The sequence below is a fragment of the Xanthomonas sp. 4461 genome (assembly GCF_024806475.1).
Lineage (GTDB): Bacteria > Pseudomonadota > Gammaproteobacteria > Xanthomonadales > Xanthomonadaceae > Xanthomonas > Xanthomonas arboricola_F.
This window is the reverse complement of record NZ_JANTYV010000001.1, coordinates 1477344-1489807: the sequence shown is the minus strand read 5'-3', so window position 1 is coordinate 1489807 and position 12464 is coordinate 1477344. Positions and strand designations below refer to the sequence as shown.

The window sequence follows — 12464 nt, the reverse complement described above, 5'->3', positions numbered from 1 at the left end:
GCAGGCGGTCGTGATTCAAAGTAAGCAGGCAAACATTCCCCCTAGAATTTCGCCGAGTGCCCGCATGGATCGGGCACCGGCCGTGATCAGTTTTAAAGCCGAGTGATCGGTACTTCTCCGACGCAGAATCGCTGCTCAAAGAGCCGTTTCCAGCTCCGGCAGCAAGGTGAACAAATCCCCCACCAACCCGATATCGGCAATCTCGAAGATCGGCGATTCCGGGTCCTTGTTGATCGCCACGATGGTGCCGGCGTCCTTGATGCCGGTCAGATGCTGGATCGCGCCGCTGATGCCGATTGCCACGTACAGTTCCGGGGCGATGATCTTGCCGGTCTGTCCGACCTGCAGCTCATTGGGCACGTAGCCGGCGTCCACTGCGGCGCGCGAGGCACCCACGGCCGCACCGAGTTTGTCGGCCAGGCTGTAAATATGCTGGAAGTTCTCGGCCGAGCCGACCCCGCGGCCACCGGAGACCACCCGCTTGGCGCTCTGTAGGTCCGGGCGATCGGAGCTGCCTGCGGCCAGGCCAACGAAGCGGGTATGGGTCGGCAGCGCTGCATCGACAGTGACTGCCTCAACGGTCGCACTGCCGCCGGTAGCCGCTTCCGGCCACGAGGCGCTGCGCACGGTTGCCACCACGATCTGGTCGGCCGGCGCCTTCACGGTGATGATGGCATTGCCGGCGTAGATCGGGCGCTTGAAGGTATACGCATCTTCGACCGTCATCAGGTCGGAGATCTGGTTCACGCCCAGCAGCGCGGCCACCACCGGCATCAGGTCCTTGCCGAAGGTGGTGGAGGGGCCGAAGACATGGGTGTAGCCCTGACCGGCCAGCTGCGCGATCTGGGGGCCAAGCACCTGCGCGACGGCGTGTTCGTTGGCAGCGTTGGTCACCGTCAGCACGCGGGCAACACCCCCCAACTGAGCGGCCTGGGCGGCAACGGCCGCAGGATCGGCGGCCAGCACCACCACGTCGATCGACTCGGGCGATACGGCCAGGGCGGCGCTCAGGGTCTTGGCGGTGGCCGCGTTGAGCTGGCCGTTGAGGTGTTCGGCGACGACAAGAATCTTGGCCATTACAGCAACCCCTTCTGCTTGAGTGCGGCCACCAGCTCGGCGGCGTCCTTGACCATCACGCCGCGGCTGCGCTTGGCCGGTGCCGCGTAGTGGGTGGTGGTCAGACTGTCGTGCGCGTCCACGCCCAGATCGGCGAAGGCCATGGTCTCCATCGGCTTGCTCTTGGCCTTCATGATGTCCGGCAGCTTGATGAAGCGCGGCTCGTTCAGGCGCAGATCGGTGGTGATCACCGCCGGCAGGTCCACTTCCAGCGTTTCCAGGCCGGCATCCACTTCGCGCGTCACCGTGGCCTTGCCATCGGCAACCACCAGCTTGCCGGCGAAGGTCGCCTGCGGGCGACCCCACAAGGTGGCCAGCATCTGGCCGGTCTGGTTGGCGTCATCGTCGATGGCCTGCTTGCCCAGGATCACCAGATCGGGCTGCTCCTTCTCGACCAGCTTCAGCAGGGCGCGTGCAGCAGTCAGCGGCTGGATGGCCGCATCGGTGACCACGTGGATGGCGCGGTTGGCACCCATGGCCAGGCCATTGCGCAGGTGCGCGGCGGCATCGGCCGGGGCGAGAGTGGCGACGACTACCTCGGTGGCAATGCCGGCATCGCGCAGGCGCAACGCTTCTTCGAGGGCGATTTCGTCGAACGGGTTCGGCGACAGCTTGACGCCGTCGGTCACCACGCCGGAGCCATCCGGCTTGACCTGAATGCGGACGTTGTAGTCCACCACGCGCTTGTAGGCGACGAGGATTTTCATCGTGTACGAGATCCTTCAGCTATTGCGGGAAGGCCCGGCCGCGGCGGCAGGCTCGGGAGTGCGGCTATTCTAACCGGGGCGACGGCACCATGCGATGGCGTATGGTGGTGCGGTGCAGCAGGGTCGAAGGGCGTGCACTGCTCAACGCCGGACCAAACCCGTTGCAGCGTATATCCTGTGCGGCTTGAAAAGCGGAGCGCGGTCGACCGCGCGACTAGGAGAGACGGATCGTGGCAACTTGGCTTGTAACCGGCGGAGCCGGCTTTATCGGCGGCAATTTCGTTTTGGAAGCCGTCTCGCGTGGCATGCGTGTGATCAATCTGGACGCGCTTACCTACGCTGGAAATCTGAACACGCTGGCGTCAATCGCCGACGACCCGAATCACGTGTTCGTCGAAGGGGACATCGGCGATGGTGAGTTGGTCGCCAATCTGCTGGAGGAGTATCGGCCCGATGCGGTGCTGAACTTTGCCGCCGAGAGCCACGTGGACCGCTCGATCGACGGGCCTGGAGCGTTCATTCAAACCAACGTAGTCGGCACGCTCGCGCTTCTGGAAGCGGTGCGTGATCATTGGAAGACGTTGCCTCCCGGGCCAAAGGACACCTTCCGCTTTCTGCACGTCTCCACCGACGAGGTCTACGGCACGTTGGGAGAGACCGGGAAGTTCACCGAAACCACGCCGTATGCCCCGAACTCGCCGTATTCCGCATCGAAGGCGGCGTCGGACCATCTGGTAAGGGCGTTTCACCATACCTACGGCTTGCCGGTGCTGACCACCAATTGTTCGAACAATTACGGTCCGTACCATTTTCCGGAAAAGCTCATTCCACTGGTCATCGCCAAGGCGCTGGCCGGTGAACCGCTGCCGGTCTATGGCGATGGCAAGCAGGTGCGCGACTGGCTGTTCGTGAGTGACCACTGCGAAGCGATCCGGACGGTTTTGGCCAAGGGTAAGCCGGGCGAAACCTACAACGTGGGCGGCAATTCCGAGCGGCAGAACATCGAAGTGGTGCGCGCCATCTGCGTCCTGCTCGATGAGCTGCGCCCTCGTCAGGACGGTAGGTCGCGCGAAAGCCAGATCACTTACGTCACCGATCGACCTGGCCACGACCGCCGCTATGCAATCGATGCGTCGAAGCTCAAGGAACAGTTGGGATGGGAACCCCGATACACCTTCGAACAAGGTGTCCGCGAGACGGTGGAGTGGTACCTGGCGCATCAGGACTGGGTCGATGGGGTCCTGGACGGAACTTATCGCATGCAACGTTTGGGTGGCATGGTCGACACTCAGGAATGAGCATGTCCTCTACCAATCTATGAGAACCATATGACGCAACGTCGAGGCATCATCCTGGCCGGGGGCTCCGGTACCCGCCTTTATCCCATTACCAAAGGTGTCAGCAAGCAGTTGCTGCCGGTGTACGACAAGCCGATGATCTACTACCCGTTGAGCGTTCTGATGCTCGCCGGGATTCGGGAGGTGTTGATCATCAATACGCCGCATGAGCAGGCGCTGTTCAAGGCGCTGCTTGGTGACGGTTCCCAATGGGGGATGTCGATTTCGTATGCCGTGCAGCAAAGCCCCGATGGCCTTGCGCAGGCCTATTTGATCGGCCGCGATTTCGTCGGCGGCAAGCCGAGCTGCCTGGTATTGGGCGATAACATCTTCCACGGTCACGGGCTGACGGAGATGCTGCGCCGAGCCGATGCGCGCAGCGATGGCGCAACCGTATTTGGATATTGGGTCAACGATCCAGAGCGATACGGAGTGGCAGAGTTCGATGCAGACGGCAAAGTTGTGGGTATCGAGGAAAAGCCGGCTGTGCCCCGTTCCAATTACGCGGTTACCGGGTTGTACTTTTACGACGGCAGAGCTGCCGAATATGCGGCGGAGCTGACGCCATCAGCGCGTGGCGAGCTGGAGATTACCGATCTCAATCGACGCTACCTGGACGAGGGCGACCTGCATCTGGAGGCGCTCGGGCGCGGTTATGCATGGCTGGACACAGGAACACACCAGTCGTTACACGAAGCATCCAACTTCATCGAAACGATCCAGGCGCGGCAGGGTCTGCAGGTCTGCTGCCCGGAAGAAATCGCCTTCGGCCAAGGATGGATCGACCTCACCGAACTTGAGGCACTGGCTGCCCCTCTGCTCAAGAACGGGTATGGGCGTTATCTCAAGGAGCTGGCCCTCCGAGGAGCCAAGTCGTGAAAGTCGTCGCCACCGCACTGGCCGATTGCTACGTCATCGAACCCGCAGTCCATGCGGACGATCGTGGCTTCTTCTTCGAGGCCTGGAATCACGAGCGGTTCAAGCAACATGGGCTCAACATGCAGTTCGTCCAGAGCAATGTGTCGTGCTCCGGGAAAGGCGTCATTCGCGGCCTTCACTATCAATGGCCCCGCCCGCAGGGAAAGCTGATCAGCGTTCTGGAGGGCGAGGTGTACGACGTTGCCGTGGATATCCGCGTCGGCTCGCCCAGCTTCGGCCAATGGGAGGCGGTGATACTCAGCAGCGAAAATCGCCGGCAATTCTGGATTCCCGAGGGGTTTGCGCACGGTTTCGCAGTGCTTTCGGAGACCGCGGTCTTCAATTACCTGTGTACCGACGTCTACGTGAAAGAAGCCGATGCCGGGCTGCGCTGGGATGATGCGCGCTTTGCAATCGATTGGCCGATCACTGACCCGATCCTTTCGAAAAAGGATGCGGATGCACCGTTTTTGGATCAGGTTGCCGTTGAGCAGCTTCCGCGCTATCGCTCACCATGAGCATTTTGCTGCTGGGCGCGAACGGACAGCTTGGCCGCGAGCTGCAGCGTGCGCTCGATGGAGTTGCCGAGCTGCAGTTTGCAACCCGTGATGGTGTGCTCGCCGACGGGCGACCATGCGTGGCTGCCGATCTGGATCATCCGGGGCGTTTGCAGAACGTGCTCGACCGGCTGGCTCCGTCTTGTGTTGTGAATGCTGCTGCCTACACTGCGGTGGATGGTGCGGAATCAAATCCCTTCGCGGCCAGACGAGTGAATACGGACGCTGTCGGCGCGATCGCGGCTTGGTGTACATCCAATCGTGCGGCGCTAGTGCATTACTCCACCGATTACGTCTTCGACGGGCAAGGCAGCGCGCCCTATCGCGAAGACTCGCACACCTCGCCGCTGGGCGTGTATGGCGAAACCAAGCTCGCTGGCGAGCAGGCGATCCGGGAGTCGGGCGCCCAACATTTGATCTTGCGCACTGCCTGGGTGTATGCCTCGCATGGTGCCAACTTCCTGCGCACGATGCTGCGCGTGGGTGCAGAGCGCGACGAATTGCGGGTGGTGGCCGACCAGATCGGTACACCAACGCCTGCTGCCTTGATTGCCAATGTCACCGCGCAGTTGCTGCGTCAGCGCAGTCACAGTACGTCGGGGACCTGGCACCTGACGGCGGCGGGCCAGACAAGTTGGCACGGGTTTGCCGAGGCCATCTTCGATCAGGCCGTCGCGGCGGGCTTGCTGGCGCGTGCGCCGCGTGTCGTGCCGATTACCACAGCGGACTACCCGACGCCAGCGAAGCGGCCGGCATATTCGCGGTTGTCGGTCGACAAGCTGGAGAACGATTTTGGCATCGTGTTGCCGCAATGGCAGGCCGGCTTGCAGCAGGTGATTGCAGAGTTGGCTGCGGCCAATCGTTGACGGCAGCGCCCGGGTCGCGGTGATGCCGCGGACCAGATCCACAACGAAAAACAGCCGGGAATCCCGGCTGTTTTTTGTTCAGGACAGATAGCGCAAGCGAGCGGTCAAGCTCGGCCGTAGGTATCTTCAAAACGCACGATGTCGTCTTCGCCCAGGTAGCTGCCGGACTGCACTTCGATCAGCTCCAGCGGCAACTTGCCCGGATTGCGCAGACGGTGGGTCACGCCCAGCGGGATGTAGGTACTCTGGTTTTCGGTCAGCAGCAGGACCTCGTCGCCACGGGTGACCTCGGCGGTTCCGCTCACCACGATCCAGTGTTCGGCACGATGGTGGTGCATCTGCAGGCTCAGCACGGCACCGGGTTTGACGGTGATGCGCTTGACCTGGTGGCGCTGGCCCATGTCGATGGAATCGTAGGCGCCCCACGGACGATAGACCTTGCGATGCCAGGTGGCCTCGGAACGGCCAGCCGTCTTGATCTGGCCGACCACGTCCTTGACCTCCTGGATGCGATCGCGATGACCGACCAGCACGGCGTCCGGCGTCTCGACGACGACCACGTCTTCCAAGCCGACCATGGCGATCAGGCGCGAGCCGTAGGCGTAGGTATTGCGGCAGTCGACCTGGATCACGTCGCCATGATGCGCGTTGCCGTGGGCGTCCTGCTCGGACACATCCAGCAGCGACGACCACGAACCGACATCGTTCCAGCCGGCATCCAGTGGGACCACGACCGCATCGGCGGTCTTTTCCATCACCGCGTAGTCGATCGAATCCGACGGGCTGGCTGCGAACGCGTCCTTGTCCAGGCGGGTGAAGTCGGCATCGCGCTTGCCGTTTTCCCAGGCTTTCTGGCAGGCATCGGCAATGGCCGGGTGGAACTTGCGCAGTTCCTCCAGGTAGCGCGAGGCACGGAACAGGAACATGCCGCTGTTCCAGTAGTACTCGCCGCTGGCGAGGTAACCCTGCGCGGTGGCCAGGTCGGGCTTCTCGACGAAACGCTCGACGGCGGTGGCGCCCGTCCCGGCACCGGCCTTGATGTAGCCGTAGCCGGTTTCGGGCGCGGTCGGCTTGATGCCGAAGGTGACCAGCTTGCCTTGCTCTGCGGCAGCGGCGGCAACCGTCACGGCGGCCTGGAAGGCGGCTTCGTCGCGAATCACATGATCCGATGGCAGCACCAGCAACAGCGGATCGGTACCGTCGCGGGTTGCTTCAAGCGCGGCCACGGCAATCGCCGGTGCGGTGTTGCGGCCCTTCGGCTCAAGCAGAATCGCAGACGGCTTTACGCCGAGTTGCTGCAATTGCTCGGCGGCCATGAAGCGATGTTCTTCATTGGCGACCACGATAGGGGAGTGCCCGGCCACAGGCGCCGAACGCAACCAGGTGGCCTGCAACATGCTCTTGTCGCCGACCAGCGGCAGGAACTGCTTGGGATAGGATTCGCGCGACAACGGCCACAGGCGCGTGCCGGAACCGCCGGACAGAATAATCGGAAGGACGTCGCTCATGAGCGGGGGAAACTCCAGTGCGTCAAAGGTGGGGGAGAATGGTAGATCAGTCGCGCAGCAAGTCGGAAATCTCTTGTGTGCGGCTTTCCAGCAGTGCGGCATCGCCGCGCGTTTCCACGTTCAGGCGCAACAGCGGCTCGGTGTTGGAGCTGCGCAGGTTGAAGCGCCACTGGCCGAAATCCGCACTGATGCCGTCGGTGTAGTCCAGCTCGGGCGACAGGTCGACGTAGTGTTCCATCACGCGGGCGACCGAGGCCTTGGCATCGGCAACCTTGAAGTTGATCTCGCCGCTGCACGGGAACTTCTGCATGCGCGCTTCGACCAGGTCGGCCAGCGAACGACCGGACTGCGACACCAGCTCGGCGATCAGCAGCCACGGGATCATGCCGGAGTCGGCGTAGGCGAACTCGCGGAAATAATGGTGCGCACTCATCTCGCCGCCATACACGGCGTTTTCGCTGCGCATCTTTTCCTTGATGAAGGCGTGGCCGCTCTTGCACAGCACCGGAATGCCGCCGGCTTCTTCGACCTGCTCCACCGTGTTCCAGGTCAGGCGCGGATCGTGCACGACCTTGCCGCCGGGCTGTTTGGCCAGGATCGCCTGGGCCAGCAGGCCGACCAGGTAATAGCCTTCGATGAAGCGGCCGGTGTGGTCGAAGAAGAAGCAGCGATCGAAGTCGCCATCCCACGCGATGCCGAAGTCGGCACCGTGATCCTTGACCGCCTTGGCGGTCGCATCGCGGTTTTCCGGCAGCAGCGGGTTGGGAATGCCGTTGGGAAAGTTGCCGTCCGGTTCATGGAACACACGCACGAATTCGAATGGCAGATGCGGTGCAAGCAGATCCACGATCAGGCCCGCACCGCCGTTGCCCGCATTGACGACCAGCTTGAGCGGCTTGAGCGTGCTGCGGTCGACGTAGCTGAGCAGGTGCTCAAGATAGGCGGTCTTGTCGGTGCGGCTGTGCTCGCTTGCGGTAGGCTCCCCGGCTGCGGCGGTATCGGCAGCAACCGTATCGCGGATCGCGAACAGGCCGGTATCGGAACTGATCGGCCGGGCCTGCTCGCGCACCAGCTTCATGCCGTTGTAGTCCATCGGATTGTGGCTGGCGGTGACCATCACGCCGCCGGCGGCCTTGAGGTAATCGGTCTGGAAATAGACCTCCTCGGTACCGCACAGGCCGATGTCGATCACCTCGCGGCCGCTGGCACGCAGGCCTGCCGACAGCGCTTCCTGCAAGGCCGGGCTGGCCAGGCGCACATCGTGGCCCAGGACCACGGGCCCTTGATCCAGCTGCGCCGCCAGTGCCACGCCGATCCGGCGGGCCAAGTCCTCGTTGAGTTCATCCGGCACGCGGCCGCGAATATCGTAGGCCTTGAAGGCGGGTAGCGTCATGGGCAATTCCTGTGGTGGGGGACAGCCGAGTTTAGCGGGTGCGCCGTGTCTTGGGTGTGGCGGAATTGCGACCGGGGACAGGGAACAGTCAGCGGCTAGAATGGGCGTTTACATCAGCGAGGCGAGGGCGGTGATGCGCAACGATGGAGAGGGTGAGGCCGGCGGTAAACGCTATGCCGACGCAACGGCGGCGCTGGATGGCGTGCTGGCCGATGGCCAGACGCTGGCGGTGGGCGGCTTTGGTTTGTGCGGGATTCCCGAGGCCCTGATCGCCGCCGTGCGCGACAGCGGGGTCGGCGGATTGACGGTGATTTCCAACAACGCCGGCGTCGATGGATTCGGACTCGGTCAACTCCTGGCCACCCGGCAGATCCGCAAGATGATTTCGTCCTACGTTGGCGAAAACAAGGAATTCGAGCGCCAGTATCTGGCTGGCGAGCTCGAGCTGGAATTCAATCCGCAGGGCACCCTGGCCGAGCGCCTGCGTGCGGGCGGTGCGGGAATTCCCGCGTTCTACACCGCTACCGGCTACGGCACCATCGTGGCCGAGGGCAAGGAAACCCGGCAATTCGACGGCAAGCACTATGTGCTGGAAACGGCGCTGCATGCCGATGTCGCGCTGGTCAAGGCGTGGCGCGCCGATACCGCCGGCAACCTGGTCTTCCGCAAGACCGCGCGCAATTTCAACCCGGCCTGCGCCATGGCTGGCCGCGTCTGCATTGCCGAGGTCGAGGAAATCGTGGAGCTGGGCACGATCGACCCGGACCAGGTGCATCTGCCTGGCATCTACGTCGACCGGCTGGTGCTCAACACCGCACCGGAAAAACGCATCGAACAGCGCACCGTGCGCGAAGGACAGCACTGATGGCCTGGACCCGAGATCAGATGGCCGCACGCGCGGCACGCGAATTGACCGACGGCGCTTACGTCAACCTGGGCATCGGCCTGCCGACGCTGGTGGCCAATCACATCCCCGATGGCGTGGACGTATGGCTGCAATCGGAAAATGGCCTGCTCGGCATCGGCCCGTTTCCTGCCGAAGACGAAGTGGACGCCGACCTGATCAATGCAGGCAAGCAGACCGTGACCGCGCGCGCCGGTGCCAGTTACTTCGGCAGCCATGACTCGTTCGCGATGATCCGCGGCGGCCATATCGACCTGGCGATCCTTGGCGCGATGCAGGTCACCGACCGCGGCGACCTGGCCAACTGGATGGTGCCCGGCAAGATGGTCAAGGGCATGGGCGGGGCGATGGACCTGGTGGCCGGCGTCAAGCGCGTGGTGGTGCTGATGGAGCACGTGGCCAAGGACGGCAGCCACAAGATCCTGCCCGAGTGCGACCTGCCATTGACCGGCGTGGGCGTGGTCGACCGCATCATCACCGACCTGGCCGTGTTCGATGTCACCGCCGATGGACTGGTCTTGGTGGAAGCGGCCGATGGGGTGGGGCTGGAGGAGTTGCGTGCCAAGACCGGCGTGGAGTTCAACACCGCATAACAGACAGGGGCCGCGATGGCCCCTGATTTTCTACAGGTTCTGGTAGTTCGGCCCCGAACCGCCCTCCGGTGTGACCCAGGTGATGATCTCGTAGGGGTCCTTGATGTCGCAGGTCTTGCAGTGCACGCAGTTGGCGGCGTTGATCTGCAGGCGCTTGCCGGAGGGGCTGTTGGTGTCTGCGACCATCTCGTAGACGTTGGCCGGGCAGAACCGGGTGCAGGGGTTGTCGTATTCCTGCACGCAGCGGGTGGCGCAGATGTCGGTGTCGAGCACCTTCAGGTGCACGGGCTGGTCTTCGTCATGCTCGGTGGCAGCGAAATACACCGCCTGCAGGCGGTCGCGCGGTGCCAGTTCGCGCGTGCCGTAGTCGCGCTTGGGTTGTTCGTAGTCGCCGAGCTTGTGCAGCGCCGACCAGTCCGCCTTGTTCTTCAACGTCCACGGCGAGGCGCCCTTGAGCGCGGTTTCCCAGGCGGCATTGAGCAGGCCGAACCACAGGCCCTTCTTGAAGCCAGGCTTGATGTTGCGCACTTCTTTCAGCTCGGCCATCGCATCGGAGGCGCGCAGCTTGGCGTCGAAGCCTTGCGGTACCAGCTGTGAGTGCACCAGGTGTTCGGCCGCCAGCATGCCGCTGCGGATCGCCTGATGGGTGCCCTTGATCTTGGGCACGTTGAGCAGGCCGGCGGTGTCGCCGATCAGCAGGGCGCCGGGCATTTCCACTTTCGGCAACGACTGCCAGCCGCCGGTGACGATGGCACGCGCGCCGGCCGAAAGAATGCTGCCGCCCTCCAGCAGCGACTTGATCAGCGCGTGGTTTTTCCATTGCTGGAAGGCTTCCCACGGCTGGTATTTCGGGTCGCTGTAGTCCAGCCCGCTGACGTAGCCGAGCGCGATCTGGTTGTTGTCCAGGTGATACAGAAAGCTGCCGCCGTAGGTACGATTGTCGGCGGGCCAGCCGATGGTGTGCACGATCTTGCCGGGCGTGACGCGGCCTTCGGGCACCTGCCACAACTCCTTGATGCCGATCGAATAGCCCTGCGGGTCGCTGTCTGCGGTAAGGTCGAAGCGCGTGAGCAGGCGCTTGGTCAGATGCCCGCGCGCGCCTTCGGCCAGCACGGTGACCTTGGCGCGGATATCGATGCCGGCCGTATAGCCGGGCTTGTGCGAACCATCCTTGGCCACACCCATGTCGCCGATGCGCACGCCAATGACCTGGCCGCTGTCGTCATGCAGCGTCTCGGCGGCGGCAAAGCCCGGGTAGATTTCCACGCCAAGCGCTTCGGCCTGCGGCGCCAGCCAGGCGCACATCGCCCCTAAGCTGACGATGAAGTTGCCGTGGTTGCGCATGCCCGGCGGCACCACCGGGAACTTGCGCGCGCTGTTCTTGCCGAGGAACCAGAATTCGTCGTCGGTGGCGGCCACGCAGATCAGTGGCGGGTTGTCGCGCCAGCCGGGCAGCAACGCGTCCAGCGGGCCAGGCTCGATCACCGCGCCGGACAGGATATGCGCGCCGATGGTGCTGGATTTTTCGATCACGCACACACTCAACTCGGGGTTGAGCTGCTTGAGCCGGATCGCGAACGACAGCCCGGCCGGACCGGCACCGACGGTGACGACGTCGTATTCCATGACGTCGCGCTCGACCGTCTCTGACGCTTGCGCGCCGATTCCCGCTTCCGACATTGCTCCGCTCCCGTTGGCTCGATGGCTGGGGCGTATTTTCCGGGATTGCATGTGATGGCGGCAAATCGCGTCGATTCATCCGCCGCTGCCGGTGCGCTCCGACGCGCGCATGCTAGCGTTTGTGCATGAAAATACGCGTTGCACTGCCGCAAGCTCAGATCCACTGGTGTCGCGGCTGGTTGCAGGCCGCGCATGCCGATGCGCTGATGCAGGCGCTGCTGGACCAGGTGCAGTGGGAAGTCCATCGCATCCGAATGTTCGGGCGGGTGGTGGATTCGCCGCGTCTGAGCAGCTGGATCGGCGACGCCGATGCCAGCTATCGCTACTCGGGCACGCAGTTTGCGCCGCAGCCGTGGCTGGAGGTGCTGCAGCCTTTGCGTACGCGTCTGCAGGATGAAACCGGCTGCCCGTTCAACAGCGTGCTGGTCAACCGCTACCGCAGCGGAGCCGATGCCATGGGCTGGCACAGTGACGATGAGCCGGAGCTGGGCGCGCAGCCGGTGATCGCATCGCTGAGCCTGGGCGCGACGCGGCGGTTTGCGTTCAAGCATCGCGACGATACAGCGTTGAAGCAGACGCTGGAGCTGGGCCACGGCGATCTGCTGCTGATGGGCGGCGATACCCAGCGTTACTACAAACACGCCTTGCCGCGCACCGTAAAGCCAGTCGGTGAGCGCATCAATCTGACCTTTCGTCAGATTGCGATGCGCGTGTCCCAGCGATAAGAGCGGCTAGCAAAACGTAGCGAGCGCTCGGCTGGCGGGGGCGCAGCGGTTTTGTTAGTCGCATCTTGGTTGATACGGTCAGAAGCTTATGTCAAACGCTGAGTGGGTCGAGGGCGCGGTGCCCTCGCCGCTTGCGGGACACGCCGCAAGTACGTCCATG

12 protein-coding genes are annotated in these 12464 nt (G+C 63.5%); 7 read left to right on the top strand and 5 right to left on the bottom strand.

Going from position 1 to position 12464, the window contains the following annotated elements:
• Window positions 1-135: 135 nt before the first annotated feature.
• Both FHY19_RS06355 and FHY19_RS06350 read right to left on the bottom strand, forming a co-directional pair.
• The gene (locus FHY19_RS06355; protein ID WP_259163089.1) at window positions 136-1077 is read right to left on the bottom strand and encodes an electron transfer flavoprotein subunit alpha/FixB family protein; all 942 of its coding nucleotides are present in this window, start codon (window positions 1075-1077) and stop codon (window positions 136-138) included.
• The gene (locus FHY19_RS06350; protein WP_259163088.1) at window positions 1077-1823 is read right to left on the bottom strand and encodes an electron transfer flavoprotein subunit beta/FixA family protein; all 747 of its coding nucleotides are present in this window, start codon (window positions 1821-1823) and stop codon (window positions 1077-1079) included. The genes FHY19_RS06355 and FHY19_RS06350 overlap by 1 nt, the downstream gene beginning before the upstream one ends.
• Window positions 1824-2053: 230 nt before the next feature.
• Here FHY19_RS06350 and rfbB point away from each other — a divergent pair, with 230 nt between their 5' ends.
• Genes rfbB through rfbD form a run of 4 tightly spaced genes read left to right on the top strand, consistent with a single transcriptional unit; the run spans window position 2054 to window position 5501 of the window.
• Complete coding sequence (gene rfbB / locus FHY19_RS06345; RefSeq protein ID WP_259163087.1) at window positions 2054-3121, top strand: dTDP-glucose 4,6-dehydratase; 1068 nt, start codon at window positions 2054-2056, stop codon at window positions 3119-3121.
• A gap of 30 nt (window positions 3122-3151) precedes the next feature.
• A complete protein-coding gene (rfbA, locus tag FHY19_RS06340; protein ID WP_259156514.1) occupies window positions 3152-4039 on the top strand; it encodes a glucose-1-phosphate thymidylyltransferase RfbA in 888 nt (295 codons plus the stop codon).
• The gene (gene rfbC, locus FHY19_RS06335; protein WP_259156513.1) at window positions 4036-4596 is read left to right on the top strand and encodes a dTDP-4-dehydrorhamnose 3,5-epimerase; all 561 of its coding nucleotides are present in this window, start codon (window positions 4036-4038) and stop codon (window positions 4594-4596) included. Before rfbA ends, rfbC begins: the two co-directional genes overlap by 4 nt.
• On the top strand, window positions 4593-5501 hold the full coding sequence (gene rfbD, locus FHY19_RS06330) for a dTDP-4-dehydrorhamnose reductase (protein ID WP_259163086.1): 909 nt from the start codon (window positions 4593-4595) through the stop codon (window positions 5499-5501). The genes rfbC and rfbD overlap by 4 nt, the downstream gene beginning before the upstream one ends.
• A 104-nt stretch (window positions 5502-5605) precedes the next feature.
• Here the strand turns inward: rfbD and FHY19_RS06325 are convergent, their stop codons facing one another.
• Together FHY19_RS06325 and FHY19_RS06320 are read right to left on the bottom strand one after the other, a co-directional pair.
• Window positions 5606-7009, bottom strand: coding sequence for a mannose-1-phosphate guanylyltransferase/mannose-6-phosphate isomerase (locus tag FHY19_RS06325; RefSeq protein ID WP_259163085.1), 1404 nt, complete (start codon window positions 7007-7009; stop codon window positions 5606-5608).
• 46 nt (window positions 7010-7055) lie between these two features.
• The gene (locus tag FHY19_RS06320) at window positions 7056-8402 is read right to left on the bottom strand and encodes a phosphomannomutase (protein ID WP_259163084.1); all 1347 of its coding nucleotides are present in this window, start codon (window positions 8400-8402) and stop codon (window positions 7056-7058) included.
• Between the two features lie 133 nt (window positions 8403-8535).
• On the opposite strand from FHY19_RS06320, the gene FHY19_RS06315 reads away from it, so the two are divergent.
• The gene (locus FHY19_RS06315) at window positions 8536-9267 is read left to right on the top strand and encodes a CoA transferase subunit A (protein ID WP_259163083.1); all 732 of its coding nucleotides are present in this window, start codon (window positions 8536-8538) and stop codon (window positions 9265-9267) included.
• Window positions 9267-9899, top strand: a complete 633-nt coding sequence (locus FHY19_RS06310) for a CoA transferase subunit B (protein WP_259163082.1) — start codon at window positions 9267-9269, stop codon at window positions 9897-9899. Before FHY19_RS06315 ends, FHY19_RS06310 begins: the two co-directional genes overlap by 1 nt.
• A 30-nt stretch (window positions 9900-9929) precedes the next feature.
• Here the strand turns inward: FHY19_RS06310 and FHY19_RS06305 are convergent, their stop codons facing one another.
• On the bottom strand, window positions 9930-11579 hold the full coding sequence (locus FHY19_RS06305) for an electron transfer flavoprotein-ubiquinone oxidoreductase (protein WP_259163081.1): 1650 nt from the start codon (window positions 11577-11579) through the stop codon (window positions 9930-9932).
• 125 nt (window positions 11580-11704) lie between these two features.
• Here FHY19_RS06305 and FHY19_RS06300 point away from each other — a divergent pair, with 125 nt between their 5' ends.
• The gene (locus tag FHY19_RS06300) at window positions 11705-12304 is read left to right on the top strand and encodes an alpha-ketoglutarate-dependent dioxygenase AlkB (protein WP_259163080.1); all 600 of its coding nucleotides are present in this window, start codon (window positions 11705-11707) and stop codon (window positions 12302-12304) included.
• Window positions 12305-12464: the final 160 nt, after the last annotated feature.

Excerpts from the sequence above, each read along its gene's own strand:
- FHY19_RS06350 (WP_259163088.1), bottom strand. The coding sequence starts at position 1,823 with ATGAAAATCCTCGTCGCCTACAAGCGCGTGGTGGACTACAACGTCCGC.
- FHY19_RS06310 (WP_259163082.1), top strand. The coding sequence starts at position 9,267 with ATGGCCTGGACCCGAGATCAGATGGCCGCACGCGCGGCACGCGAATTG.
- FHY19_RS06325 (WP_259163085.1), bottom strand. The coding sequence starts at position 7,009 with ATGAGCGACGTCCTTCCGATTATTCTGTCCGGCGGTTCCGGCACGCGC.
- FHY19_RS06300 (WP_259163080.1), top strand. The coding sequence starts at position 11,705 with ATGAAAATACGCGTTGCACTGCCGCAAGCTCAGATCCACTGGTGTCGC.
- FHY19_RS06320 (WP_259163084.1), bottom strand. The coding sequence starts at position 8,402 with ATGACGCTACCCGCCTTCAAGGCCTACGATATTCGCGGCCGCGTGCCG.
- FHY19_RS06355 (WP_259163089.1), bottom strand. The coding sequence starts at position 1,077 with ATGGCCAAGATTCTTGTCGTCGCCGAACACCTCAACGGCCAGCTCAAC.
- rfbA (WP_259156514.1), top strand. The coding sequence starts at position 3,152 with ATGACGCAACGTCGAGGCATCATCCTGGCCGGGGGCTCCGGTACCCGC.
- FHY19_RS06315 (WP_259163083.1), top strand. The coding sequence starts at position 8,536 with ATGCGCAACGATGGAGAGGGTGAGGCCGGCGGTAAACGCTATGCCGAC.
- FHY19_RS06305 (WP_259163081.1), bottom strand. The coding sequence starts at position 11,579 with ATGTCGGAAGCGGGAATCGGCGCGCAAGCGTCAGAGACGGTCGAGCGC.
- rfbD (WP_259163086.1), top strand. The coding sequence starts at position 4,593 with ATGAGCATTTTGCTGCTGGGCGCGAACGGACAGCTTGGCCGCGAGCTG.